At 62.5% G+C, this 26,408-nt stretch carries 22 protein-coding genes and 3 pseudogenes; 8 read left to right on the top strand and 17 right to left on the bottom strand.

Annotated features, from left to right (window positions below; translation table 11 throughout):
* The first annotated feature begins 185 nt into the window (after window positions 1-185).
* On the top strand, window positions 186-938 hold the full coding sequence (locus ACQVLG_RS17905) for an SDR family oxidoreductase (protein ID WP_474290474.1): 753 nt from the start codon (window positions 186-188) through the stop codon (window positions 936-938).
* A 79-nt stretch (window positions 939-1,017) separates the two neighbouring features.
* Here ACQVLG_RS17905 and cheY read toward each other — a convergent pair whose 3' ends face one another.
* The 14 genes and pseudogenes from cheY to flhD form a co-directional block, all read right to left on the bottom strand.
* Entirely contained in the window at window positions 1,018-1,416 is a 399-nt protein-coding gene (gene cheY / locus ACQVLG_RS17900; RefSeq protein ID WP_010396677.1) for a chemotaxis response regulator CheY, read from the bottom strand.
* Window positions 1,417-1,563: 147 nt separating this feature from the next.
* Window positions 1,564-2,634, bottom strand: a complete 1,071-nt coding sequence (locus ACQVLG_RS17895; RefSeq protein ID WP_152257160.1) for a protein-glutamate methylesterase/protein-glutamine glutaminase — start codon at window positions 2,632-2,634, stop codon at window positions 1,564-1,566.
* A 108-nt stretch (window positions 2,635-2,742) separates the two neighbouring features.
* Window positions 2,743-3,351, bottom strand: a complete 609-nt coding sequence (gene cheD / locus ACQVLG_RS17890; RefSeq protein WP_034758343.1) for a chemoreceptor glutamine deamidase CheD — start codon at window positions 3,349-3,351, stop codon at window positions 2,743-2,745.
* A gap of 9 nt (window positions 3,352-3,360) precedes the next feature.
* Complete coding sequence (locus tag ACQVLG_RS17885; protein WP_070278818.1) at window positions 3,361-4,233, bottom strand: CheR family methyltransferase; 873 nt, start codon at window positions 4,231-4,233, stop codon at window positions 3,361-3,363.
* Window positions 4,234-4,304: 71 nt separating this feature from the next.
* Complete coding sequence (locus ACQVLG_RS17880) at window positions 4,305-6,023, bottom strand: methyl-accepting chemotaxis protein (protein WP_230542224.1); 1,719 nt, start codon at window positions 6,021-6,023, stop codon at window positions 4,305-4,307.
* A gap of 187 nt (window positions 6,024-6,210) precedes the next feature.
* Window positions 6,211-6,717: a chemotaxis protein CheW gene (locus ACQVLG_RS17875; protein ID WP_034758356.1), complete on the bottom strand. Its 507-nt coding sequence runs from the start codon at window positions 6,715-6,717 to the stop codon at window positions 6,211-6,213.
* 31 nt (window positions 6,718-6,748) lie between these two features.
* A pseudogene (cheA, locus tag ACQVLG_RS17870) lies at window positions 6,749-8,951 on the bottom strand (chemotaxis protein CheA).
* A gap of 43 nt (window positions 8,952-8,994) precedes the next feature.
* Window positions 8,995-9,359: pseudogene (locus tag ACQVLG_RS17865) on the bottom strand (response regulator).
* An 83-nt stretch (window positions 9,360-9,442) separates the two neighbouring features.
* The gene (locus ACQVLG_RS17860) at window positions 9,443-9,991 is read right to left on the bottom strand and encodes a chemotaxis protein (RefSeq protein ID WP_077401991.1); all 549 of its coding nucleotides are present in this window, start codon (window positions 9,989-9,991) and stop codon (window positions 9,443-9,445) included.
* 46 nt (window positions 9,992-10,037) lie between these two features.
* On the bottom strand, window positions 10,038-11,015 hold the full coding sequence (gene motB, locus ACQVLG_RS17855) for a flagellar motor protein MotB (RefSeq protein WP_474295698.1): 978 nt from the start codon (window positions 11,013-11,015) through the stop codon (window positions 10,038-10,040).
* 57 nt (window positions 11,016-11,072) lie between these two features.
* A complete protein-coding gene (motA, locus tag ACQVLG_RS17850; protein WP_034758373.1) occupies window positions 11,073-11,933 on the bottom strand; it encodes a flagellar motor stator protein MotA in 861 nt (286 codons plus the stop codon).
* Between the two features lie 188 nt (window positions 11,934-12,121).
* Window positions 12,122-12,916: a class I SAM-dependent methyltransferase gene (locus tag ACQVLG_RS17845; protein ID WP_474290470.1), complete on the bottom strand. Its 795-nt coding sequence runs from the start codon at window positions 12,914-12,916 to the stop codon at window positions 12,122-12,124.
* Between the two features lie 109 nt (window positions 12,917-13,025).
* Entirely contained in the window at window positions 13,026-13,589 is a 564-nt protein-coding gene (gene flhC, locus ACQVLG_RS17840; RefSeq protein ID WP_230542228.1) for a flagellar transcriptional regulator FlhC, read from the bottom strand.
* Window positions 13,590-13,710: 121 nt separating this feature from the next.
* On the bottom strand, window positions 13,711-14,028 hold the full coding sequence (flhD, locus tag ACQVLG_RS17835; protein WP_010396649.1) for a flagellar transcriptional regulator FlhD: 318 nt from the start codon (window positions 14,026-14,028) through the stop codon (window positions 13,711-13,713).
* 609 nt (window positions 14,029-14,637) lie between these two features.
* On the opposite strand from flhD, the gene kynU reads away from it, so the two are divergent.
* The 6 genes and pseudogenes from kynU (at window position 14,638) to ACQVLG_RS17805 (ending at window position 20,779) form a co-directional block, all read left to right on the top strand.
* A complete protein-coding gene (kynU, locus tag ACQVLG_RS17830; RefSeq protein ID WP_474295696.1) occupies window positions 14,638-15,888 on the top strand; it encodes a kynureninase in 1,251 nt (416 codons plus the stop codon).
* A gap of 8 nt (window positions 15,889-15,896) precedes the next feature.
* Window positions 15,897-16,784: a tryptophan 2,3-dioxygenase gene (gene kynA / locus ACQVLG_RS17825; protein WP_474290467.1), complete on the top strand. Its 888-nt coding sequence runs from the start codon at window positions 15,897-15,899 to the stop codon at window positions 16,782-16,784.
* A 15-nt stretch (window positions 16,785-16,799) separates the two neighbouring features.
* Window positions 16,800-17,344: pseudogene (locus tag ACQVLG_RS17820) on the top strand (RBBP9/YdeN family alpha/beta hydrolase).
* Between the two features lie 674 nt (window positions 17,345-18,018).
* Window positions 18,019-19,299: a toxin-antitoxin system YwqK family antitoxin gene (locus ACQVLG_RS17815; protein ID WP_474290466.1), complete on the top strand. Its 1,281-nt coding sequence runs from the start codon at window positions 18,019-18,021 to the stop codon at window positions 19,297-19,299.
* Complete coding sequence (locus tag ACQVLG_RS17810; protein WP_474290464.1) at window positions 19,296-19,511, top strand: hypothetical protein; 216 nt, start codon at window positions 19,296-19,298, stop codon at window positions 19,509-19,511. The genes ACQVLG_RS17815 and ACQVLG_RS17810 overlap by 4 nt, the downstream gene beginning before the upstream one ends.
* Window positions 19,512-19,513: 2 nt before the next feature.
* Window positions 19,514-20,779 carry a leucine-rich repeat domain-containing protein gene (locus ACQVLG_RS17805; RefSeq protein WP_474290462.1) on the top strand — a complete coding sequence of 422 codons (1,266 nt, stop codon included), beginning with the start codon at window positions 19,514-19,516 and terminating at the stop codon, window positions 20,777-20,779.
* An 837-nt stretch (window positions 20,780-21,616) separates the two neighbouring features.
* On the opposite strand, the gene ACQVLG_RS17800 is transcribed toward ACQVLG_RS17805, so the two are convergent.
* Window positions 21,617-22,654 carry a hypothetical protein gene (locus ACQVLG_RS17800; RefSeq protein WP_230542234.1) on the bottom strand — a complete coding sequence of 346 codons (1,038 nt, stop codon included), beginning with the start codon at window positions 22,652-22,654 and terminating at the stop codon, window positions 21,617-21,619.
* Window positions 22,655-22,796: 142 nt separating this feature from the next.
* Between ACQVLG_RS17800 and ACQVLG_RS17795 the strand changes: the two genes are divergently transcribed.
* Window positions 22,797-23,585 (top strand): alpha/beta fold hydrolase, encoded by a 789-nt coding sequence (locus ACQVLG_RS17795; RefSeq protein ID WP_474290461.1) that lies wholly within the window; start codon window positions 22,797-22,799, stop codon window positions 23,583-23,585.
* Between the two features lie 280 nt (window positions 23,586-23,865).
* Here the strand turns inward: ACQVLG_RS17795 and ACQVLG_RS17790 are convergent, their stop codons facing one another.
* On the bottom strand, window positions 23,866-24,255 hold the full coding sequence (locus ACQVLG_RS17790) for a hypothetical protein (protein ID WP_474290459.1): 390 nt from the start codon (window positions 24,253-24,255) through the stop codon (window positions 23,866-23,868).
* Between the two features lie 147 nt (window positions 24,256-24,402).
* Window positions 24,403-26,322, bottom strand: coding sequence for a molecular chaperone HtpG (gene htpG / locus ACQVLG_RS17785; protein WP_076570740.1), 1,920 nt, complete (start codon window positions 26,320-26,322; stop codon window positions 24,403-24,405).
* Between the last annotated feature and the right edge of the window lie 86 nt (window positions 26,323-26,408).

Raw genomic sequence — 26,408 nt, 5'->3', positions numbered from 1 at the left:
TTTCATTCCCTTGCGCAATGACTTGCGGTCAGCGGCACCACGCCTGTCCATACCAGCCAGCCCGGCAATCATTGTTAATCCAATTTGCACATTGAAATTAAAATCCCTATCTTTATCCATGGATCAATAAAGATCACAATGGCTGCACTGGCCCATGCGGGCCGCCACCACGACAGGAGAACACCATGAATACCGCATCCACCCCAGCCAAAGTTGCCATCGTCACGGGCGCCTCGCGCGGCATCGGCGCGGCCATCGCCCGCCGCCTGGCGCGTGACGGCATGCAGGTCGTCGTCAATTACGCCAGCGGCAAGGAGACGGCAGACGCGCTGGTGGCGGCCATCGCGGCCGGCGGCGGCGCCGCCATCGCCGTCAAGGCCAACGTGGCCGATGCGGGCGAGGTGCAAGTCCTGTTCGATGCGGCCGAGGCGGCCTTCGGCGGCGTCGACGTGCTGGTCAACAACGCCGGCATCATGCCGCCCGCGCTGCCAGCCCTGGCCGACACGGACGACGCCACCTTCGACAGCCTGTTCGCCATCAACGTCAAGGGCAGCTTCAACACCATGCGCCAGGCGGCGACGCGCTTGCGCCACGGCGGCAGCGTGGTCAACTTCTCGAGCAGCGTGATCGGCCTGGCCCTGCCCGGCTATGCCGTCTACGGTGCCACCAAGGCGGCCGTCGAGACGATGACGGCTATCTTCGCCAAGGAATTACGCGGCAAGAACATCACCGTCAACGCCGTCGCCCCCGGCCCCACGGCCACGGCCCTGTTCTTGAACGGCAAGACGGAAGAAACGATAGAACGCATGGGCAAGATGGCGCCGCTGGAGCGCCTGGGCACGCCGGAAGACATCGCCGCCGCAGTCGCCTTCCTGTGCGGCCCCGATGGCCGCTGGATCAACGGCCAGACCCTGCGTGCAAATGGCGGCCTGGTATAAGCGAGTTCAGCCGACGAAAAAAAAAAAACGCTGCCTGTTTGCACAGGCAGCGTTTTTCTTGATCGGTATCAAACCGTGATCAGGCGCCGGCTTTTTCCAGCTTCTCGAAAATCTTGTTCAGCTTTTCATCGAGGGTCGCGGCCGTGAACGGCTTGACGACATAACCGCTGGCGCCAGCCTGGGCGGCGGCGATGATGTTTTCTTTTTTCGCTTCGGCAGTGACCATCAGCACGGGCAGCTTGGCCAGTGCGGGATCAGCGCGGATATGCTGCAGCATCGTCAGGCCATCCATGTTTGGCATGTTCCAGTCCGAGACGACGAAATCATACGATTCCGCCCGCAGCTTGGCCAGGCCCATCACGCCGTCTTCCGCCTCATCGACGTTGGCATAACCCAGTTCCTTCAACAGATTCCGGACAATGCGGCGCATCGTCGAAAAATCGTCAACGACTAAAAATTTCATCTTTGGATCAGCCATGAATAACTCCGTTGTTTCTGTAGCGGTTTGTTAATAATATCGACATGAATGCCGACATTATGGTCGACACTACGGCAGCAAGTTGTAGGATAGCATTTTCGTTGCTTTTAGGCGAACAAACTTGCCTCAGATCATATAAAACGTGGCTTACACGCGCAAAGCACGCATGCCGTGCGCAGCCAGGTGTCCCAGCACCATGCCAGGCAGCGCCGTCAGAGCGCCGACCTCATGCGTAGCACCGATGGCGATCGCCTCGCGCGGCATGCCGAACACCACGCAACTGGCTTCATCCTGCGCAAAATTATACGCTCCTGCGGCCTTCATCTCCAACATGCCTTGTGCGCCATCCTTGCCCATGCCGGTAAGGATCACGCCGACGGCATTTTTACCGGCCGATTGCGCTGCCGAACGGAACAGCACGTCAACCGAGGGGCGGTGGCGGTTGACCGGCTCGCCCTGGTCGATTTTGGTCATGTAGTTGGCGCCGCTGCGCGTCAGGGTCAGGTGCGAATGGCCGGGCGCGATGTAGGCATGGCCGGGCAGCACGCGTTCGCCGCCTGCCGCTTCCTGCACCGATATCTTGCACAGCGAATCGAGGCGGCGCGCAAACGAGCGCGTAAAGCCTTCCGGCATGTGCTGCGTGATCAGGATGCCGGGGCAATCGGACGGCATCTGCATGAGGAATTCGCGGATCGCTTCCGTGCCGCCCGTCGAGGCGCCCACGATGATCAGCTTTTCGCTCGACGTCAAGGGACTGCGCAGCGCAGGCAGCGGCGCGGCCACCTTGTCGCCGGCAGACGGCAGGGTACGCGCGCGGATGCGTGCCTTCGAGGCGGCGCGGATCTTGTCGGCGATCATGTCGGTGTACTCGCGCATGCCGCTCTGAATGGAAATTTTCGGCTTGGTGACGAAATCGACGGCGCCCAGTTCCAGCGCGCGCATGGTGATTTCCGAACCGCGCTCGGTCAGGGACGACACCATCAGCACCGGCATCGGGCGCAAGCGCATCAGCTTTTCCAGGAAGTCCAGGCCATCCATCTTCGGCATCTCGACGTCGAGGGTCAGCACGTCGGGGTTGGTCTGCTTGATCATCTCGCGCGCCACCAGCGGATCGGGCGCCGCGCCCACCACTTCCATGTCAGGCTGGCTGTTCACGATTTCCGTCATGACGCTGCGGATCAGCGCCGAATCATCCACGATCAATACCTTGATCTTCATAAATATCCTTCCAGGCCTTGCGGCCCTTGTATCTTATTAAATTAGTACCCCGGACCACACCGCCGCACGCCGCACAAGGCGACGCGCAGCAAGTTTGGTCCGCTGTCACTAGAACAGCTCGACCTCGCCGCCCACCGGCGCGACCTTGAGGCGGCTGGCGTAATCGAGTTCGCGGCGCACCAGGGTGTCGTTATGCGTCTGCATCAACTTTTTCACCAGCACCTTGCCGCTGCGGGGGAAAAAATACACCTTGCGCGGGTGGATGTCGTTGAGGTCTTCGGCCACCACGCGCATCTTTTCCGCCTTCAGGTAATTAATGACGAAGGCCGCATTGCGCTCGCCCACGTTGATCGCCGTGAAGCCGCGCAGCACGGCGCCGCCGCCGAACACTTTCGCTTCCATGTTCTCGCGCCGCGCGCCAGCCTTCAGCAAGTCGTTGATCAATATCTCCATGGCGTAGGTGCCATAGCGCATCGATGCGGAAATCGGGCTGTTCGGATCGCTGCCGCCGTCGGGCAGCATGAAATGGTTCATGCCGCCCAGGCCCGTGACGCGGTCGCGGATGCAGGCCGAGACGCAGGAGCCGAGCACGGTGACGATCAGCATGTCCTTGTTGGTAAAGTAATACTCACCAGGCAAGATCTTGGCGGCGTCACAATTGAACGTCCTGTCGTAATAGACGTTAGTGGCGAATTGCTCTTTGGATTCCAGGCTCATATTTCACTCTCATGTACGATGCGACGATGCCTTGGGCGCGGCGCCCCGAGGCTGATCGAGCTCATAGACTGTTTTACCGCGCAGCTTCAATGAATCCGACACGTACAGAAAATTCTCCGAATGGCCCGCAAACAGCAGGGCATCGGACTTCATCAATGGCACAAAGCGCGACAGGATCTTGCGCTGCGTCGCCTTGTCAAAATAAATCATCACGTTACGGCAAAAGATGACGTCGAACTGCCCCGTCAATGGCCAGCTGTCGGCCAGCAGGTTGAGCGGCTTGAAGGTGATCATCTGGCGCAGTTCCGGGCGCACCCGCACCTGCCCTTCGCGGTCGCCCTTGCCGCGCAAGAAAAAGCGCCGCGCACGGTCGGCCGGCATCTTGTCGAGCCGGTCCAGGTTGTAGACGCCATTGGCGGCCGTGGCCAGCACATTCGTGTCGATGTCCGTGGCGATGATGGTGACGGGCGGCGTGAGCGTATTGAACGCCTCGCACACCGTCATGGCGATCGAATACGGCTCTTCGCCGGTGGAGCTGGCCGAACACCAGATGGTGATCGGCCCGCTCAGTTTTTTCACATGCTCGGCCAGCAGCGGGAAGTGATGCGCCTCGCGGAAGAACGACGTCAGGTTGGTCGTCAGCGCATTCGTGAACGCTTCCCACTCGTCGCCCATGCGGCCCGCTTCCAGGTCGTCCAGGTAGCGGACGAACGAGGAGATGCCGGTCGCGCGCAGGCGCCGCGCCAGGCGGCTGTAGACCATCTCCTGCTTGCTGTCGGCCAGCGCGATGCCGGCCCGCTTGTAAATCATGGCGCGGACCCGTTCGAAGTCCTTGCCAGTGAAATCAAATTCCTTGACCGAATCCGTTTTAGTTTGCGGCATTTTGTTTTTACCTCTCTATGACTACTCTGACCAATGCCTTTGCAAGTATAACTAGCGGGACCGGGTTGGCGTCAGAACTCTTCCCAATCGTCGCCGCCGGCCGCCGCCAGCTTTTTCGCGGGCGGTGGCGTGCCGGCTTGCGCCGTCTTTGCCAACCGCCGTGTAGTTGCCGCCACTGCAGGCGCCGGCCGTGCCGCCGCCTTTACCGGCACGGGAGCGGGTGTGGCCGCTGGCGCAACGCTCTCGCCACCCAGCTTGAAGATGCTGACGGCGTCGGCCAGTTTCTGCGCCTGGTCCTGCATGCTTTCGGCCGCCGCCGCCGCTTCCTCGACCAGCGCCGCATTTTGCTGCGTCATCTGGTCCATTTGCGCGATGGCCTGGTTCACTTCCTCGATGCCATGGCTCTGTTCCTGCGTTGCCGCCGTGATCTCGCCCATGATGTCGGCCACCTGCCGGATCGACGTGACGATCAGGCCCATGGTCTGCCCCGCCTCGTCCACCAGGCGGCTGCCAGCATCGACCTTGTCGACCGAGTCGCCGATCAGGCCCTTGATCTCTTTCGCCGCGCCGGCGGATCGTTGGGCCAGATTGCGCACTTCCGACGCCACCACCGCAAAACCGCGCCCCTGCTCGCCTGCGCGCGCCGCCTCGACGGCCGCATTCAGCGCCAGGATATTCGTCTGGAACGCAATGCCGTCAATGACGCCGATGATATCAACGATCTTGCGCGAGCTGTCCTTGATGGAACCCATGGTGTCGACCACTTGCGCCACTACCTTGCCGCCCTGCTCCGCCACCGACGATGCCGACACGGCCAGCTGGTTAGCCTGGCGCGCGTTGTCCGCATTCTGCTTCACGGTCGACGTCAGCTCTTCCATCGACGATGCCGTCTCTTCGAGCGAACTGGCCTGCGTTTCCGTGCGCGCCGACAGATCCGCATTGCCGCTGGCGATCTCGCGCGACGCCACGGTGATGGTGTCCGTCCCATTGCGCACGTCGCTGACCGTCTGCACCAGGCTCTCGTTCATGTCCTTAAGCGCCTGCTGCAAGGCGCTCGTTTCATCCTTGCCTTCAACCACCACGCGCGCTGTCAGTTCGCCGGCAGCCACCTTCTGCGCCACCGCCAGGGCGCCCGACAGCGGTACCGTGATCGAGCGCGTGATGAAGATGGCGCACCAGGCGCCGATCGCCACCGCCGCGCCGCCCAGGATGAACAATACCGTCATCAGGCGCGCATCGGCCGCCAGCGAATCGTCCATGAAGCTTTGCTGCGCCACGTGCTGCAAGTCGAGCAGCTTGTTGATATCGGCCAGGGTCGTCTTGTTCAAGGGATCGATGCGGGTGGCAATCACCTTCGCCGCGCCCTCGCTGTTAAACGCCAGCACCTGCCCCATCGCTTCCTTGAAGGCTGCATCAACTTCGCCGTCAGCCTTGGCGATATTGGCCAGCAGCGCCTTCTCGCCCTCGGACAGGCCCAAGGTGGCCAGCTTGCCGCGCGCACCGTCATACAGCTTGCGCTGCTCGCGCACCTTGCCCTCTTCCACCTGCATCAGGCCCACATCGCCCTGCAAGCCGATATTGCGCATGGCGATACCGGTTTCCAGCATCGCGCTTTTCATCAGCGACGCCTGCGTATTCTTTTCGCTGGCCACAGCCAGACCCGTGAGCAACTGGGCCTTGTTACGGTAATTCAGCGCATTCGCCGAAACGATCACCACCACCAGGATGGCCAGGATGCTGCCGAAGCCTATCCCCAGCCGGGTGCCTATCTTGATATCGCGCAAACTCATTACAGTCTCCAATATTTATGTGAACGGCGCCCGTTCAACCGGACGGCGCCGTGTTGTGGCCGGGTCTCTGACGGACCTTGCAGCCTGCCGGCGCGCCTCTGGCTGATGCCCGCGCCGGTACATGCATATCTGTAGTGATTCTTTGCGTGGTAAAGCGGCGGCGCACCGGGCGCCGCCTTGCTGCCGCTTACGCCGCCAGCTTGTCGATCAGGCCCATCTCGCTGCTCGACATCAGCTTGTCGATATCGACCAGGATCAGCATGCGCTCGTCGATGGTGCCCAGGCCGATCATGTAGTCGGTCGAGAAGGCGGTGCCCATTTCCGGCGCCGGCTTCACCTGCTCCGGCGTCAGGGTGGTGACGTCGGAAACGCTGTCGACCACCATGCCGACGATGCGGCCGCCGATGTTCAGGATGATCACCACCGTGAACTGGTCGTATACGGGCGTGCCCAGGTTGAACTTGATGCGCATGTCGACCACGGGAATGATGATGCCGCGCAGGTTGATCACGCCCTTGATGAATTCAGGCGCATTGGCGATGCGGGTAACCGCTTCGTAACCACGGATCTCCTGAACCTTCAGGATATCGATGCCGTACTCTTCGGAGCCCAGGGTGAAGGCCAGGAATTCACGGCCGGCGATGTCCTTGCCGTCGCCCGCATTGCTTCCGGATGTTTGTTGAGTATCTGACATGGTGCGTTTTCCTATCTTTTATCTATCGGTATTACGAAAAAATGGACTCGTCGGCCAGCTGGCGAGAGGAACGGATCAGGGCGGCGACATCGAGAATCAGCGACACGCCGCCATCGCCCAGGATGGTGGCGCCGGAAATGCCCACCACCTTGCGGTAGTTCGATTCGAGGTTTTTCACCACGACCTGCTGCTGCCCCACCAGGTCGTCGACAAACAGGGCCGCCTTGCGCCCTTCCGTCTCGAGGATCACGCAGATGCCTTCCGAGGGACTGGTAAAGCGCGGCGCAATGTCGAACATCTGGTACAGCGGAATCAACGGCAGGTATTCGCCGCGCACTTTCACCACTTGCCCCTTCCCGCTGATGTCCTTGACATCCTCAACGGCTGGCTGCAGGGATTCGATGACAAAGCCCAGCGGTAAAATATACACTTCATCGCCGACGCGGATCGACATGCCGTCCAGGATGGCCAGGGTCAGCGGCAGCGAGATCGAAATCGTCGTGCCGAAACCCTTGGCCGAACGGATGTCGACGACGCCGCCCATGGCGCTGATATTGCGCTTGACGACATCCATGCCCACGCCGCGGCCCGACACGTCGGTGACCGCTTCTGCCGTGGAAAAGCCGGGCGCGAAGATCAGCTGCCACACGTCGGCGTCGCTCATCGACTCGGACACGTCCAGGCCTTGCTGCGCGGCCTTGGCCAGGATGCGCTCGCGGTTCAGGCCAGCGCCGTCGTCGGACACTTCGATGATGATGTTGCCGCCCTGGTGGCTGGCCGAGAGGAACAAACGGCCCGCCTCGGTCTGCCGGCGGCCACGCGGGCGGCCGGCATTTCCACGCCATGGTCGATGCTGTTGCGCACCAGGTGCGTCAGCGGATCGACGATGCGCTCGATGAGGCCCTTGTCCAGTTCCGTGGCGGCGCCATTCGTGATGAAATCGACCTTCTTGCCTAGTTTCGTCGCCAGGTCGCGCACCATGCGCGGGAAGCGCGAGAAGACGAAATCCATCGGCATCATGCGGATCGACATCACCGCTTCCTGCAAGTCGCGCGTATTGCGCGTCAGGTGGCTGACGCTGTCGAGCAGTTTTTCATGCAGCATCGGGTCGAGCGCGCTGGCGCGCTGCTCGATCATCGCCTGCGTGATCACCAGTTCGCCCACCAGATTGATCAGCTGGTCGACTTTTTCGATCGAGACGCGGATCGACGACGATTCGGCGCCGGCCTTGTCGCCCTCTTTCTTGGCCGGTTTCTTTTCCTGCTCCATTTCGGCCACGGCACTCGCCACGGCCGGCGCGGCGGCGGCGCTGGCGTTGCCCGCCTTGGCCGCGTCGGCGCGAATCTGTTCGAGCGGCTGGAAGAAACCGTAGCCCTGTTCGGCCTCGCTCTGCACGCCGGCGGCGGCGCGGATGTCCTCGATCGGCTGGAAGAAGCCATAGCCGGGATCGGCCGCGCCCTGTGCGGCAGGCGCGCCTGGCAGCGGGTCGAAGAAGCCGTAGCCCTGGGCCTTTTCCTGCGCGCGCGCGGGGCCGCATCGGCTTCGCCCGGCGCCAGTGGCGGCGCCTGCGTGATCACCATGTCGTCGGGATTGAGCACGAACGAGCAGATGGCCAGGATATCGTCCAGGCTTTCATGCGTCGTCACTTCCAGCACCTTGCGCGCGTCGGGCAAGCTCGATACGGCGACGTCGCCCAGCAAGCCCAGTTCGGCCGCCAGCGCATCGACTTCGCGCTCTTCCATCTTCGGCAGTTCCAGGCGGATGCGATGTCCGCCGGCATGGCTGACGGCGGCCTTTTCCGCCGTATGGAAGGCTGGCGCGACGGGCGTGAGCGCCGCCACGGGCACGTCTTGCGAGAACGACTGCAGCATCATGCGCACATTGGCCACGGCATCCTGGTCGACGGCGCTGCCCAGGCGATGGCCGTCGAGCTGCATCTTGAGGATATCCTTGGCCGCCAAAAAGGCGTCGACGTGTTCCGCCGTCAGGGCCATCTGGCCCTGGCGAATGCGGTCGAGCAGCGACTCGAGGATGTGCGTCACCTCGCTCATGTCGGAGAGGCCGAACGTCGATGCGCCGCCCTTGATCGAATGGGCGGTGCGGAAAATGGCATTCAGGTCTTCGGCGTCGGGCGCCGCAATATCGACGGCCAGCAGCAGCCGTTCTTTTTCAGCCAGCAGTTCTTCGGCCTCATCGAAAAAGACCTGAAAAAACTGGCTAATATCGATGGTCATAGGGTGACTCCGTCATTTGCATCGTTGCGCTGCGCGGCTGGCATCAGCCGATCACCTTCTTGACCACTTGATCAGGCGTTGCGGGTCGAACGGCTTGACCAGCCAGCCATTGGCGCCGGCGGCACGTCCTTTCGATTTCATCTCGTCCGACGACTCCGTCGTCAGCATCAGGATGGGCACCTTCTGGTAGGTCGGCAGTTCGCGCAGCAGCTTGATCAGCTCCAGGCCATCCATGCGCGGCATGTTCTGGTCCGTCAGGACCAGGTCCACGGTTTGCAGTTTGGCTTTTTCCAGTCCGTCCTGGCCGTCGACGGCCTCCACCACCTGGTAACCGGCGGCTTTCAGACTGAACGCCACCATCTGGCGCAATGAGCTGGAATCGTCCACTGCAAGTATCGTTTTGGCCATCTTTGCTCCCACTTATTCCGGGCATCCTGCCCGAGTATTTGATTAATCAATCCATGCAACCACAAGCATTCCGCACTGGCATGCTAGAACAGCTCGATGTCGCCACTTTCCAAATGCTGTTGACTGACAGCCTTGCGCAGCACGCTGCGCAACTCCAGGCTTTGAATCGCCAGCGCCATGCTGACCCGCCCCAGCAGGGCGACAATTTCTTCATTGTCGCTCTCCGGCAACATCTCCGCGCCATGCGAACCCAGGGTGCCGAGGAACTCGCGCAAGCCCGTCACGCGCTTCAGGGTGCGCTCGATCAGCTGGCTGGTCATATCCTGGAACTGCAGGCTGGTGATGGCCGCATTCACGTAGCCGCCCACTTCATCCTGCAACGCCAGCAGTTTTTCCCGCTGCTGTTCGGCCGGAATACCGCCGTCGAGCAGCAGGGCGATGGTATCTTGCTGCGCTGCGACGGCTGCGTGTATCGCCATGAAATTGAAGGACAGCTTCTCGATCGCCTCTTCCAGCAAGATGCCGGTCTGCACCAGGTCGGTTTCCACCTCCGTCAAGTGCTTGCGGCCATGGTCCGACACGCCAGACAGCAGGCGCTTTACATGCGAGCCAAGTATTTTCTTTCTTGTCATAAAGGTCTCATTGTTTCAATACACCACGCGTTGACAGCCTTGCGTGTTACTTTTTCGCCGCTGCCGGGCCGGTGGCTGGCACCGCCGCGGGCGGCGCACCGGCCGCCAGCCCCGACGCCACGGCGGCGGAAGCGGCATCGGTCACCGGCAGTTCGATCGCCGCCCCATCGCGCAAGACATTTTCTTCCGTGCGCTTGTTCATGACGATGATGCTGATGCGCCGGTTGATCGGATTGAAGGGGTCGAGCTTGTCCAGGTGGGCGGCCGAGCCCAGCCCCACCACGCGCAAGACTTTTTCTTCCTTCATGCCGCCAATCACCAGTTCGCGCCGCGACGCATTCGCGCGGTCGGCCGATAATTCCCAGTTGCTGTAGCCGGCATCGCTCATATAGGGCGTCGAATCCGTATGGCCGGACAGGCCGATGCGGTTCGGCACTTCATTGAGCACGAAGCCGATGGCGTGCAGGATTTCCTTGGTGTACGGCTGCAGATTCGCATTGGCGAGCGCAAACATCGGACGGTTCTGCTCGTCAACGATCTGGATGCGCAAGCCTTCGCTGGTGATATCGAGCAGCAGCTGGTTCTTGTACTTTTTCAGCAGGGGATTGGCATCGATGGTTGCCTCGATGCGCGCCTTGAGCGCTTGCAGGCGCTTGCCCTCCTCGCGTTCGAGCGCGGCCTTGGCGGAATTGAGGTCGAAGGACTTGCGCTGCTGCTCTTCCTGCGCCTTGCGCACCTGCCCATCCTGGCGCGACAGATCCTGGCCGCCGCCCTGGATCACGGAGTTGCTCTCGCCGCTGCCGGAGCCGCCCGCCATGGCCACTTTCAACGGTGTCTTGAAGAACTCGGAAATGCCGTTCAAGTCGCCCTTCGAGGTGGAACCAAGCAGCCACATCAGCAGGAAGAAGGCCATCATGGCCGTGACAAAGTCGGCGTAGGCGATTTTCCACGCCCCGCCATGGTGTCCGCCAGCCGTCTTCTTGATACGCTTGACGATAATCGGGCGCATGCCTTCATCGGCCATGGCGCCCCCTTCCGTGTGCTGCAAATGACTCATGGTGTCCAGGCGTATATTCACTGCTTACTTCGTTTTCGATTTCTTGATGTGGTCTTCCAGCTCATTGAACGTCGGACGCTCGGTCGAGAACAGCACCTTGCGGCCGAACTCCACGGCCAGCGCCGGTGCATAGCCGTTCAGGCTGGCCAGCAGCGTCACTTTCACGCACTGGAACATCTTGCTCGACTCTTCCAGCTTCTGCTCCAGCAGGCTGGCCAGCGGGCCGACGAAGCCATACGCCAGCAAAATGCCGAGGAAGGTGCCGACCAGCGCGTGCGCGATCAGCATGCCCAGCTCAGCCGGCGGGATGCCTACCGACTCCATCGTGTGCACCACGCCCATGACGGCGGCGACAATACCGAACGCGGGCAAGCCGTCGCCCACCTTGGCGATCACGTGGGCAGGCACGGCGCCTTCGTGATGGTGCGTCTCGATCTCATTATCCATCAGGTTTTCGATCTGGAAGGCATCCATATTGCCCGACACCATCAGGCGCAGGTAATCGGTCATGAATTCGACGATATGGTGGTCGGCCAGCACGGCCGGATACTTGGAAAACAGCGGACTCTCTTCCGGCTTGTCAATATCGCCTTCGATCGACATCAAGCCTTCCTTGCGCACCTTGCTGAGCACTTCGAACAACAGCGACATCAGTTCCATGTACAGCTCTTTGGTATAACGCGAACCCTTGAACAGGCTCGGCAAGGCGGCGATCGTCGCCTTGATGGCCTTGTTATTGTTACCAACAAGGAAGGCGCCCAGGGCGGCGCCGCCGATCATCAGCAACTCCAGCGGCTGGAACAGCGCCGCCAGATGGCCGCCGGCCATTGCGAAGCCGCCAAAGACCGAGGCGCAGACGATGATGTATCCGATTATGACTAACAAGTGCCCTGACTCCCAATAATGGCCGGGGCTGTGTGCCCGGCATGTTCAAACCTGTTTCTGTCTTTTGGCGGCTGCGCCGCCGGCAAAGACAGCGGCAAAAAAAGCAACCGGAAGTTAATTGAAATGCGTTGCTTTTCAATGCAATTCCGAGAAAATGCCGTGTGGAACTACAATAACGTGAGATTGCCCTACGGGCAAGCAAATAACGCAGACAATTGCTTAAAAGCACCATATGTAAAGTAAAGGGCCACCCTCTGTGGCGGCGATGGTCTTATCGGGCTCGCGTGCCGCAATCTGGAATTCGTAACTAAGAAGCATGCTACCGGGCAACATTTCCTTTTCCGCCTTGCTCCACAGGGCCGCCATCGCCGCCGGCGACAGGTAGGCAAACACGGCATCATAGCGGCCGAAATCGAGTGCCGCGTAGTCGCCGCGCAGGAAGCGCGCGCGGCTTCCCGCCAGCCGCGCGCGCGCAAGCGGCTGACTAGCCACGGCAACGGCGCCAGCTCGATGCCGGAAAACTGTCCATCGGGCCGGCGCCGCGCCAGATCCAGCACCAGGCCGCCCAGGCCGCTGCCGATATCGACCAGCCGCACGCCGGGCCGGTCCGCGACCTGCCCGGCCACCGCCTGCCACACCTTCGGCCCCGACGGGTAAAACGGCACTTGCGTGCGGAACGTGGACCAGTACAGGCTGAGCAGGAAAACAAAGGCGGCCAGGAATACGGCCGGGGGCAAATCGAGCAGGCTGGCGCCCAGCAAGGCGGGCGCAAACAGCAAGCCGATGGCGCACCACCAGCGCGCCAGGCCCGCGCGCCACGTGATGAGCGCCGCCAGCCCGCCCTGCAGAACGGCCACGGCCGGCAGCGACATGGCCGCGCCGGCGCGCGCCAGAGCATATACCAATAGCAACATCAAGGGAAAAGCCAGCACCTGGATCAGGATGGCCTTGAGCGCGGGCGCACGCAGGATTTGTTGCAGCATGGGATGATCAAAGGAGGAAAACGCCAGTGTAAGCGAAAGCAGCGGCAAAAAGCCGGAGTCCGGTCTGGCGACCGCTCCGGCTTTCACTAAGATACTTATCGGGGCAGGATCAGGCGACGATGCCCGGCGGCGCGACGGCGGCCGCTTCATCGCGCGCCTTCTTGGTCTTGCCGGCGCGCGAAGGCATGTGGCACAGGCCGCACACATAATCGGCGTTCAGGTCGAGGCAGTTGACGACAAACTTGCCGCCGCATTTGCCGCAGGGCGCCATGTCCAGCATCTTGCTGCTGAAAAAGCGCACCAGGGTCCAAGCCCGCGTCAGCGACAGCAGCGGCTCTTCGCCCGCTTCGGGCGGCATCTGTTCCAGATACAGCTTATAGGCCTTCATCACCGCTTCGATGCCGGTGGCGCCCGCGTGGTCAACGAGGAATTTGTGGATATTGATGAACAGCGAGGAATGGATATTCGGTTGCCAGGTAAGGAACCAGTCGGTGGAAAACGGCAGCATGCCCTTAGGCGGCGAGACGCCCTTCAATTCCTTGTACAGGTTCAGCAGGCGTTCGCGCGACAGCGACACTTCCGTCTCCAGCAGTTGCAGGCGTGCGCCCAGCTGTATCAGTTCGATGGCCAGCTGGATTTCCTGCGCTTCCGATACGACACTTTTCTTGGCCATGCTGTGCGCTCCGCAACTGACTGATACTGAATGACTGACTGACTGACTGATACTAACTAAAAGGTTGCCAGAAAAATGCTCAGGGCAATGCAACGCCGCCATGGACGTTTTAATGGGAAGCTTAAGCGATTTCTTCGACGCCCTGGCCGGCCATGAGGATGGCAGCGTGCGACTGGGCCAGCGAGCGGTCTTTATTGTAGTTCGTCAGCATGCCCAGGATGGCGCTGTCGTCGAAGCGGAAGCGGGCCAGCATCATGTTGCCGCCAGCCAGTTTCAGGATCTGCGCATTGCTCATGCCTTCGATGAGCTCGGCGATGTCGGCGGCAATGCCCAAACGGAAGATGGCCGTTACCTTGTCCGCACGAATCATTTGCTGGGCCAGCATCAGGTAGCTCAGGTTAGCGTCGCGAATCTCAGCCATCATGTCGTTAGCAGTCATTTCCATCTCCTCAATCCGTTGAATTCAGCTGGCGTTGTGTGTTGCCAGTGAGATACATTCTGCAGGAGCAACATCAAACGCAACAGAGGCGTAGCGCTGTATTTTTGGTCGGGGAATAGCGGATGGGGCCGTAGGTGTTTGTCTGACAAACACCGCTCGACCATGGTCGCACGCCAGCAACGGCGCGGATTCTTGAGATACGCAAGGAGCCAGATTTGCCTGACTTTCCGCTTGCAATGAAATCACTTTTTTACAACAACTTGACCTTAATCAAGCCATCTAACTGAGGTAACGGCAGCTTCGACGGGAACTTTAGGCTTATTTTTAAAAATATTTAAAAAATTTAGGACGCCTGCCTGACTGACCGATTACCGCCGTTCATGTATTTGTTGACGGCGCCATATCGCAGAACTTTAGGGGTTCTTGAAAATATTTTTTAAAATCGTGATTTTTTTCGTTGACGCCCCGCAAGCGGGTATTTTTTCGCCGCTTTTCCATGCCGGGAATCGCGCTTTGCGGCAGGGATTTGCTACACTGCCACTTCCGCATGATACTTTAAGCCTCAAGCAATATCATGCCATCCAGACAAGTATCAACATGAAAGCCACCATGATTTCTCGACATGACTGCAGTGCGCGCGACCTCGACGATCCCCTGGCGCCCCTGCGCCAGCAATTCGACTTGCCGCAAGGCGTGATTTACCTCGACGGCAATTCCCTGGGCGCGCGGCCGAAGGCGGCCCTGGCCCGCGCCCAGCACGTCATCACGGCCGAATGGGGCACGGACCTGATCCGCAGCTGGAATACGGCGGGCTGGTTCGACCTGCCCAAACGCCTGGGCGACCGCCTGGCACCGCTGCTGGGCGCCGGCACGGGCGAAGTGGTGATCACCGACACCACCTCCATCAACCTGTTCAAGGCGCTGGCCGCCGCCCTGCAGATGCAGGCCAGCGATCCCGCGCAGGCCGCGCGGCGCGTCGTCGTCAGCGAACGCAGCAACTTCCCCACCGACCTGTACATGGCGCAAGGCCTGGCCGCCTGGCTGGACCGGGGCTACCAGCTGCGCCTGGTCGACAGTCCCGAAGAACTGGCGCAAGCGATCGACGCCGATTGCGCCGTCGCCATGCTCACGCACGTGAACTACCGCACCGGCTACCAGCACGACATGGCCGCCATCAGCAGCCATTGCCACGCGCAGGGCGCGCTGGCGCTGTGGGACCTGGCCCATTCGGCCGGCGCCGTGCCGCTGGACCTGAACGGCGCCGGCGCCGACCTGGCCGTCGGCTGCACCTATAAATACCTGAACGGCGGCCCCGGCTCGCCCGCCTTCATCTGGGTGCCGGCAAGACACCAGGCGCGCTTCCGCCAGCCGCTGTCCGGCTGGTGGGGCCACGCCACGCCGTTCGCCATGGAGCCGGGTTTCGCGCCCGCCGACGGCATCGCCCGCGCCCTGTGCGGCACGCAGCCGATTCTCTCGCTGGCCCTGGTCGAATGCGGCCTCGATATCTTTGCGCAAACGAGCATGGAAGCCATTCGCCGCAAGTCGCTGGCCCTGACGGATTTGTTCATCGCGCTGGTGGAACAGCGCTGCGCCAGCCATCCGCTGGGCCTCGTCACGCCGCGCGAGCATGCGCACCGCGGCAGCCAGGTCAGCTTCACGCACCCGCACGGCTATGCCGTGATGCAGGCGCTGATCGCGCGCGGCGTGATCGGCGACTACCGCGAGCCGGCCATCATGCGCTTCGGCTTCACGCCCCTGTACACGAGCTTTGCCGACGTGTGGGATGCCGTGGAAATCCTGCGCGACATTCTCGACACCCAAGCCTACGACATCGCCGCCAGGCGCGATGCCGTCACCTGAACCATCCCATGAGCGACGACAAGAATATGAACAAGGAAAACACCAGCGGCTGCCCCATGCATGCGGGCGCCCAGGATGCGCAGTGGCATGGCGCGCAGATGGATTTCAGCGAATCGATGAGCTACGGTAACTACCTGGCGCTGGACCGCATCCTGACGGCCCAGCATCCGCTCTCCCCCAACCACAACGAGATGCTGTTCATCGTGCAGCACCAGACGAGCGAATTGTGGATGAAGCTGATGCTGCACGAAATGCACGCCGTGCGCGCCAACCTGCAAAGCGGCGACCTGGCGCCCGCGTTTAAAATGCTGGCCCGCGTGGCGCGCATCATGGATCAATTGGTGCATGCCTGGGACGTGCTGGCCACCATGACGCCGCCCGAATACACGGCCATCCGCCCCTACCTGGGCGCCTCGTCCGGCTTCCAGTCCTTCCAGTACCGCGAAATCGAATTCATTTTGGGGAACAAGAACGCCGCCCTGCTGAACGTGCATACGACGGCCCCCGACACCTACAAAGTGCTCGACGCCGCCCTGCGCACGCCATCCGTCTACGACGAAGCCATCAAGCTGCTGGCGCGCAGCGGCTTGCATATCGCCCCCGAGCGCCTGGACGCCGACTGGACCCTGCCGACCGCCTCCGACGCGTCGGTCAAGGCGGCCTGGCTGGAAGTCTACCGCGACCCGTCGAAACACTGGGCCCTGTACGAGCTGGCCGAAAAGCTGGTCGACCTGGAAACGGCCTTCCGCTTCTGGCGCTTCCGTCACGTGACGACGGTCGAGCGCATCATCGGCTTCAAGACGGGCACGGGCGGCACGGCGGGCGTCAGCTATTTGCGCAAGATGCTCGACGTGGTATTGTTCCCTGAATTATTTGCCCTGCGCACGGAGTTATAACCTCAAGGAGCATCGATGTCGCCTCTCGTCCTGACCCTGGCCGGCCTGTGGAATTCCGGGCCGCAGCATTGGCAAACCCATTGGGAAGCGCGCCACCCGCAATGGTCGCGCGTGCCGCACCGGGAATGGCAGACGCCGGACAAGGACGAATGGGTGATGGAGCTCGACCGGGCCATCGCCGCCTGCGAGCGCCCGCCCGTGCTGGCGGCGCACAGCCTGGCCTGCACGCGGTGGCCCATTGGGCGGCCAGCGGTTCGCCGCACAGGATCGCCGGCGCCTTCCTCGTCGCCCCCAGCGATGTGGACGCGCCCTCCTACCCGTCCGGCACCACGGGTTTCTCTCCCATGCCGCTGCAAGCCTTGCCCTTTCCGACCCTGGTGGTGGCCAGCGGCGATGATCCCTATGTCAGCTTCGCGCGGGCGCGCGCGTTCGCCGCCGCCTGGGGCAGCGATTTCACCATGATCGGCGACGCCGGCCATATCAACGGCGATGCCGGCTACGGCCCGTGGCCGGACGGCGAACAGCTGCTGCTGGACTTCTGCGCCGCCCACCAGCCCTGAACCGGGGTGCGCACACGATAGACGCGCGCGCATTTGCCCACAAGTAAGAACGCAGGCAGAATCGTGGCCTTTCCATTGCGGCGCCCCGGTGCCAGCCTTACGATGAAACGTCCGTTCTTGCCCGTTCTCCTGCCCTTGCTCCTCTGTTCCGCGCTGGCCCACGGCGCGCCCTTCTACGAAGGCAAGAGCCTCGCCCATCCCGCCATCAGCGCCTCGCAGGATAGCGGCCTCGACATCGCCTTCCTCAAGGAAAAAGACGGCGTCAACGGCTATTACTGCGAGTGCACGAACAGCGCTTCGAAAACCTTCCTGCTCGACCAGTTCGGCAACGCAGTCATCCGCTCCGTCTTCTACGCGTCACTGGACAAGGAATCGGACAGCAGCGTGCAAACCATGCTGGTGCTGTTCCGCCAGGGCGACAGGAACGGCCTGCGCGCCTACCGCTACCACCGCAGTTCCGGCAAGTACCGGCGCCTCGACGGCTTGCAGCCGGCACTAAACCGCATCGCGGCGCAAACCACCTTGCCCAATGCGGGCCAGGTCAAGGCGGCGCTGGCGAAACTGGCGCCGATGGACTACAGCGTCGCGCGCGGCAAAAGCGGCAATGCAGACTTCGACGCCATCGACCATACGCAAGGCACCGTCGTCGGCTACTACAGCGACGAAGGCAGCCTGTGGCGTCCGACAGCAAGGACGCCATCACCTACAAGAAAACCTTCCAGAAAAAGGGCGAGCGTTTTCTCACGGCCAGCTACACGCTGTACAGCGATGCGGGCGCCGGCATCCTGCCCAATTACCGCCTGTGGCAAGTGACGTGGGAAACGGCGCCGAAACAGTTCACGGGCAGCGAAGACGGCCCGTCCGTCATCTACAGCCTGGCCTGGGACGACGGTTCGGTGGTCGAGCGGGGCCAGTACGCGAAAGGCAAGCGCCAGGGCCTGTGGGTGCGCGAGGGCATGCACGAAGGCAGCGAAAAAGGCCATTTCGTCGACGGCCTGCAAGAAGGCCTGTGGTCCTTCAACTATCCCAAGCAGAGCGAGAGCGGCATGTACCGGGCCGGCAAGCGCGAAGGCCGCTGGACGGTCGTCAACTATGCCGATGAAGAGGAAGTGACGGGCTTCGACACCTACGCGGGCGGCCAGCTGAACGGCCCGCACGAACGCCGCATGGGCGGCAAGCTGCGCACGCGCGGCAACTACGTCAACGGTTCGCGCCACGGGCCGTGGGTCACGGAAGACGGCGACGGCAGCTTTATCGACGGCTTGCGCGACGGCCCGTGGAAGCTCAAGCTCAAGGACAAGGGCACGCAAAGCGTCGCTTTTGTGAAAGGCAAAAAACAGGGCGAGGCCCTGGACACGGATGCGCAGGGCGCGCTGCGCCAGCGCGACCATTACCAGGCGGGCGTGCTCGATGGCAGCCGCACGCGCTACCTGGGCCCGCCCGGCAAGGAATACGTGGTCTACACGGCCACCTTCCGCAATGGCCAGCTCGATGGGCGGGAACAGGCGTTCGACGACAGCGGCAAGATCCTGCGCCTCGACACCTTATGGGACAACGGCAAGAAGCAGGGCCTCGATGCGCGCTACTACCCAAACGGCAAGCCGGAACGCCTGGCCGTCGTCGACCAGGGCCGCCTGCTCACGCACCTGCGCGAATACTATGAGACGGCCAGCTGCTCAACGACATCCACCGCTGCACCTTCAAGGAGTACGGCAGCACGCGCGACGACGTATGCGAGTACCACCACATGTACTACCCGGACGGCAAACCCCAGTACTACTACGCCTTCCAGTACGGCCAGCGCCAGGAAGGCTATTCGAACTACCCGAACGGCAAGCGCAAGGATGAACTGCTGGTCGACCGCGCCGCCGACACTTCCGTCGTCAACGCGTATTACGAAAGCGGCCAGCTCAAATGCACGGAGCCGCGCAGCGGCCACAGCACGCGCACGGTGAACGGCCAGACCATGATCAGCTACGCTTCGGCCGACCGCGATGGCGACAATATCTGCTACCACCCGAACGGCAAGGTGGCCAGCATTTACACCTTCCGCAAGCGCGTGCTCGTCGAATGCGGCAAGCGCTACGATGACACGGGCAAGCAGACGTTTCCCGGCCCGGAGGGCTGCCCGCCCCCCAGGAAAGTCGACTACCCGATAGGACTGTGACGATGACGCAAACAAGACAGCCGCAGCGCATCCAGAATCCCGAGCGCATCGATGCCGGGGCGATCCGCGCCGCCATCGCGGGCGGTCAAGAGGTGCTGGTGCAGTTCAATACCCTGGCCGAGCCGGCGCCGCTGCTGGCCGACCTCGACGCCCTGGCCGCAACCTGCGGCACGGCGCTGACCATCCGCATTTACGGCTATGACCCGAGAGTGTTCGATGCCCGCATCCTGCGCGCGCTGCCGCATGTGGCCAGCCTGTCCATCGATTGCCACCGGCAAGCCATCCATCTGGAAGCGCTGGGCGAACTGCGGCACCTGAAGCGCCTGAGCCTGGGCGTGTACGAGCTGGCGCAAGGCGACATCCTGCAACTGGAGAATTTGCGCGCCCTCGAATACCTGAACCTGGGCGAATCGGCCAGGAACAATATCGACCTGGCGCCCCTGCGCCAGTATGCGCACCTGGCCAGCCTGACCATCGAAGGCCACAGCCAGCATATCGAGACCCTGGCCAGCCTGCCGGCGCTGCACGAGCTGTCGCTGTACCGCATCAAGAACAAGGTGGCGCTCGATTTCATCTCGGCGATGGGCCGCCTGGACAGGCTGCTGTTGCAGCTTGGCGGCCGCGAATCGCTTGCACACATCGAAGCGCCGCTGTTGAGGAAACTGGAAGTGATACGCGTGCGCGGCCTGGAAACGCTGGGCGATATCGGCCGTTTCCCGCTGTTGCAGGCGCTATGGGTGGAAGACCAGATCAAGCTGCGGCAGATCGCGCTGGGGCCCAATTCCGTGCTCGAACGCCTGAACCTGCACACCTGCAAGACGCTCGACAGCCTGCCCGGCCTGGCCACCCTGCCTGCCCTGCGCCAGCTGTCGGCATCGGAAACCCTGCTCGACGTGGACGCACTGCTGCAGGATCTGCCCGCGTCGCTGACGCACGTGCGTCTGCGCACGGGCAAAAAAACACGCGACGACGCCATCGCGGCGCAACTGGCGGAGCGCGCTACGCCACGCCACGCCCGTAAGCAGCATTCCATTCACCTTCCGGAACCCGCCCATGTACCAGCCACCCGTGCAGGAACGCATCCATCAACCGGTCCACATCGATGCCGCCGCCGTCCGCGCGTGCATAGACCAGGGCGAACAGGTGGTCATTCAATTCACGCAGGACCGCCTGCCGGCGCCGCTGCTGGCCAGCCTCGATGCACTGGCCTCCACTTGCGGAACGGCGCTGGAGATCCGCTTCTTCGGCGCCAGTACCCGGCCTTTTGACGCCCGCGTGCTGCGCGCGCTGCCGCATGCCGTCAACCTGTCGCTCGACTGCCACATGCGCGCCATCCACCTGGAGCAGCTGGGCGGCCTGAGCCACTTGAAGCGCCTGTGCCTGGGCGTGCATCACCTGGCCGAAGGCGACATCCTGGCGCTGGACAACCTGCGCGGCCTGGAGTCCCTGAGCCTGGAGCCAACGGCCACGGCGCATATCGACCTGGCGCCGCTGCGGCACTGGAAGCGGCTGACGCAGCTGCATACTGCCGGCCACGCGAAAAACATCGAGGCAATCACCGCCGTGCCAACGCTGGCAAAGTTGACGCTGGCGCAGATCAAAAGCAAGGATGACGTGGACTTCATCGGTGCCATGCCGGCGCTGGAGCGGCTGTGCTTTATCCTGGGAGGGCGGACATCGATCGCCCACGTCACGGCGCCGCGGCTGCGGGAGCTTGAAGTGGCGCGCGTGCGCGGACTGGAAGACCTGGGCGACATCGGCCGCTTTCCGCACCTGGAGCGGCTGTCGGTGGAAGACCAGAGTCAGGTGAAGGAAGTACGGCTGGGCGCCAACCCGGCGCTGGCATGGCTGGTTCTGCGCAATTGCAAGGCCATCGAGCACCTGAGCGGCCTCCCGGGCTTGCCTGCGCTACAAGCGCTGGCCGTGCACATGACGCGGCTCGATATCGATGCGCTGCTGGCCGCGAGCATGCCGGCCGCATTAACGCAGCTGAGTTTTTCGACGGGAGCAAAAAAGCGCGACGACGTAATCCGCGCGCAATTGACGCAACTCGGTTACGCCATGGCGCCCTACTACTGACAACAGCTCTGACAGCAACGCTGAAATCAGCGGCTGGCCGCCAGCTTGCGCTGCCATAACGCCACGTCGATCATCACGCCGTCCGCGCCCGTGTTGCGGATGTAGACGCGGTAGCTGCCCTGTCCCATGTCGCCATCAAGGTAAGCCGTGCGCTCGTTGCGCTGCAGCCTCGCGCCCTTGGCCAACTGGCGGTAGCGCTCGACCACCGTGTCGAAACTGGCATAGCTGCGCAGCGCCACCTCCAAGTCGCGCGGCGGGCGGCCCTCGGCATGGTCCAGCACATTGGTCTGTTTCTTGCCTTTGAGCGTGAGCGGATAGGCAAACACGCCGGCGCCGGCCGACGTCAGCACCGTCGATTTATCGAGCAGCAGCGGCAGCAGCGCCGGCGGGTAGGCGGGCGGCAGCTGGGCGCGGTTCCAGCCCGGCAGGGCCGGCTGCGCCAGCACGTATTCGACGCTGGCGATCTTCTGTCCGTCGGCGCCCGCTTCCTTGTCGCCCGCGATCAGCGCCAGCATGGGCGGCAATTGCCTGGCCCAGGCCAGCAAGGGCGCCGCATCTCCAACCAGCATGCCCTTGCGGTGGAACACCGTCAGCACGGCATTCGGATCGGGATTGCAGACTTTCGCCAGCGGCTGGCCCTCCAGGCGGCAATGTCCGTTGACCAGGCCAAAGGCGATGATGACGCCGCGCTTGTCGAGCAGCATGGCGCCCCGTTCGCGCCCCTGCTTGCGGTCATTCATCGACGCCAGCAACTGGCGGCCATCGGCCAGCACGGTGCGCGTGGCGTCGCGCTTTTCGCTGATCGCCTCGAGCGCCTGCGCCAGCAGCAATTCATCGTCTTCCGTGTAGCTGCCGCGCGCGTAGCCGAAGAAATCGAACAGGGCCGCGCGCACTTGCGGGTCTTCGCTCAGGCGCGGCAAGGGACCGCCGGCCAGCAGGGAGGACAGGCTTTTCCCGGCCGGCGCCGAAGGTGCCGCCGTGGCGCGGGCGGGCTGGGAAAGGACGCAGGCCGCTGCCAGCAAGGCGCCGCCCAGGGTGCGGTAATTCGAAAAGATGATATGCATGATTCTGTCTGTCGGGGGATTTGGCCGCCACCAGTGGCCGCTGGCCACGCATGACGCGCCGCCGATTCTAGCATGGCGCCAGCCCCCATGCGGTGCGGCAGGCGGACGGCGCGCGCATCGGCGGGCTGGTATGATGGCCGCAATGACGATCTCTCACCCCGCCTCGCCATTGCTTGTCCTCCTGCCCGGCATGGATGGCACGGCCAGGCTCTTCCACCGCTTTGACGCCGCCTTGCGCGCGCAGAGCGCCATCGCCACCCAGGCCATCGCTTATCCCGCTGCACCGCTCGACTACGCGGCACTCGAAGCGTTCGTGCGCGAACGCCTGCCGCAGGACCGCCCCTTCGTCGTGCTGGCCGAATCGTTTTCCGGGCCGCTGGGGACAGCTTTGCGCGCCGATCCGCCGCCCGGCATGCGCGCCCTGGTCCTGTGCTGTTCGTTCGTGCGCAATCCGCGCCCGATGCTGGCGCCGCTGCGCCACCTGCTCGGCCTGATGCCCTTTGGCACCCTGCCCGGCTTCGCCCTGCGCCAGGCGCTGCTGGCGCCATGCGCCACGGCGGAACTGCAGGCGGAACTGGCGGCGGCACTAGCGCAAGTGCCGCCTGCCGTGCTGCGCCAGCGCCTGCGCGCCGTGATCGATGCCGACGCCACGCGGGCGTTTGCGCGCGGCAGCCTGCCCGTGCTGTATCTGCGTGGCCGCCACGACCGCCTGGTGCCACCGGCGAACGCCGTGCAGATACTGCGCCTGGCACCGGGCTCGCAACTGGCCGACATCGCCGCGCCGCACATGCTGCTGCAGGCGGCGCCGGAAGCGGCCGCCGACGCCGTCGTCGCTTTTATTACAAGCCTGTCAGCCCGCAAATACCCGCTTAAACGCGCGCTGGCCAGCACGGCCAGCCAGCTCAAGCCGCCCGACAGCACGCTGAAGTAGATGGCCCGCAGCGGATGCTGCGGCAGCAGATACGCGAGCACGGCCGCACCCAGCAGACCGCACAGCGCAGCCTTCCACCAGCCGGGCGGCAGCAGCGCCAGCAACAGATTCGTGCCCGCATACACGTAAAACACGAGCAGCAGGGCCAGGCCGCCGGCCACGCCGCGCGAGCCCAGGCTGCCAAACAGCTGCGTGTACAGGTAAAAACCCAGCCAGCTCAATGCGATAAACAGCAGGCAGCCCAGCGCATGCGCACCCAGGCCCGCCATCAGGTGAATTTTCACGGTTGCTTGAGTACGGGAATGAAGCGGTGGCCGCAGGCATGGCACATGAAGGTACGCGCATACTTGTCCTGCAAGGCGGCGGCCTCCTTGTCCCAATTGGCGACGAAGGACGTTTGCGACAAGGCGATGGAGGCGACACCCCCTGCCACGAAGATCCAGAACAGGCCATTTGCGCCAGCCTGGTAAAAGACGACGGCGGCGATGACAAAAATGATCACGCCCAACACGATCAGCCCCACCTTCTGGTGGGTCTGCATCGTCGGCCCGGCGGCCTGGCGTGACAACAAGGTCTGGCTGCGCGTATGCGCATGACCGTGGATGAAATCACCATCGATCCTGCCCGAGATATGGGTAGAGGTGCCGGAAATGCCGGAGGCATGCACCATGGAGAGACGTTGAATGTTGGAACTGTCACATGCCGGGCAATGCGCCATTGCTATTTCCATAAAATAAAATAATCGCGCACTGTAGCATAAAAAAGCCGGCCCTTTCACGAGGAAAGGGCCGGCTCGCTGACGTTTGCAGTCAGGTGATTACTTCGCCGAATTGAGCAGCAATTCGTTCAGGCGCTTCACGAAGCTGGCTGGATCGGCCAGCGATCCGCCTTCGGCCAGCATGGCCTGGTCGAACAGGATGTTGGCCCAGTCGCCGAACTTGCCGCCTTCCGCATCTTCATACTTCAAACGCGTCACCAGCGGGTGGTTCGGGTTGATTTCCAAAATCGGCTTCGATTCCGGCGCGCTCTGGCCCGCCGCCTTCAGCATGCGCAGCAGGTTGCCCGACAATTCGTTTTCATCGGCCACCAGGCAGGCTGGCGAATCGGTCAGGCGGAACGTGACGCGCACGTCCTTGGCCTTGTCGGCCAGCACGGTCTTCATCTTGCCCACCAGGTCGGCGTACGAGGTTTCCGTTTCTTCGTGCTCTTTCTTTTCCGCTTCGTCTTCCAGCGCGCCCAAGTCCAGGCCGCCCTTGGCGACGGAGACCAGCTCCTTGCCTTCGAAATCCTGCAGGAAGGACAGCATCCATTCATCGACGCGGTCCGTCAGCAGCAGCACTTCGACGCCCTTCTTGCGGAAGATTTCCAGGTGCGGGCTGTTCTTGGCGGCGGCGTAGTTGTCGGCCGTGACGTAATAGATCTTGTCCTGGCCTTCCTTCATGCGCGCCACGTAGTCGGCGAACGACGTGATCTGCTCGTCGCTGTCGTTGGCGGTCGAGGCAAAGCGCAGCAGCTTGGCCAGGCGTTCCTTGTTGGCCGCGTCTTCGCCGATGCCTTCCTTCAGCACCTGGCCGAATTCCTTCCAGAAGACGGCGTACTTGTCCTTCTTGTCTTGCTCGTCCGCGTTCGCCAGCTCTTCCAGCATGCCCAGCACGCGCTTGGTCGAGCCTTCGCGGATCACCTTGACGTCGCGCGATTCCTGCAGGATTTCACGCGACACGTTCAGCGGCAGGTCGGCCGAATCGATCACCCCGCGCACGAATCGCAAATAGGTCGGCATCAGCTGCTCGGCATCGTCCATGATGAAGACGCGCTTGACGTACAGCTTGATGCCGCCGCGCTTGTTACGGTCCCACATGTCGAACGGCGCCTTGGCCGGAATGTACAGCAGCTGCGTGTATTCGCTGCGGCCTTCCACGCGGTTATGCGTGTGCGTCAGCGGCGACTGGAAGTCGTGCGACACGTGCTTGTAGAATTCGTCGTACTGTTCCGGCGTGATGTCGGCCTTGTTGCGGGCCCACAGGGCGCTGGCCTGGTTGACGGTTTCGAATTCGTCCTTCAGGACGGTTTCTTTTTTCTCGTCGTCCCACTCTTCCTTCTGCATCACGATCGGCAGCGAGATATGGTCCGAATATTTGCGGATGATGGACTTGATCTTCCAGCTCGACAGCAATTCGTCCTCGCCTTCGCGCAGGTGCAGGATGATGTCGGTGCCGCGCGACGGCTTGTCGATCGATTCGATGCTGTAATCGCCTTCGCCCGCCGACTCCCAGCGCACGCCTTCGGAGGCGTCCACCCCGGCGCGGCGCGTTTCGACGGTGATCTTGTCGGCGACGATGAAGCCGGAATAGAAGCCCACGCCGAACTGGCCGATCAGGGCCGCGTCCTGCTGCTGGTCGCCCGACAGCTTGCCGAAGAATTCCTTGGTGCCCGACTTGGCAATGGTGCCCAGGTGCGAGATCGCCTCGTCGCGGGTCATGCCGATGCCGTTGTCGGAAATGGTGATGGTGCGCGCATCCTTGTCGAAGCTGACCTTGATCTTCAATTCGTGATCGTTGCCGTACAGGGCGTCGTTATCGATCGCTTCGAAGCGCAATTTGTCGGCCGCGTCGGACGCGTTCGAGATCAGTTCGCGCAGGAAGATTTCCTTGTTCGAGTACAGGGAATGGATCATCAGGTGCAGCATTTGCTTCACTTCGGTCTGAAAACCCAGGGTTTGCTTTTCGGAGACAGCCATTTTTACCTCATAGTCTTGTGGATGGGACGGATTTGATGAAGTTGGGGATTATATAAGCGATTTCAAGGGCTCCCGTTTCACGCCGT

This window comes from Janthinobacterium sp. TPC_1, from assembly GCF_056037845.1.
Note: the sequence above shows the minus strand (reverse complement) of the source record. Positions and strands in the feature narration are given on the sequence as shown.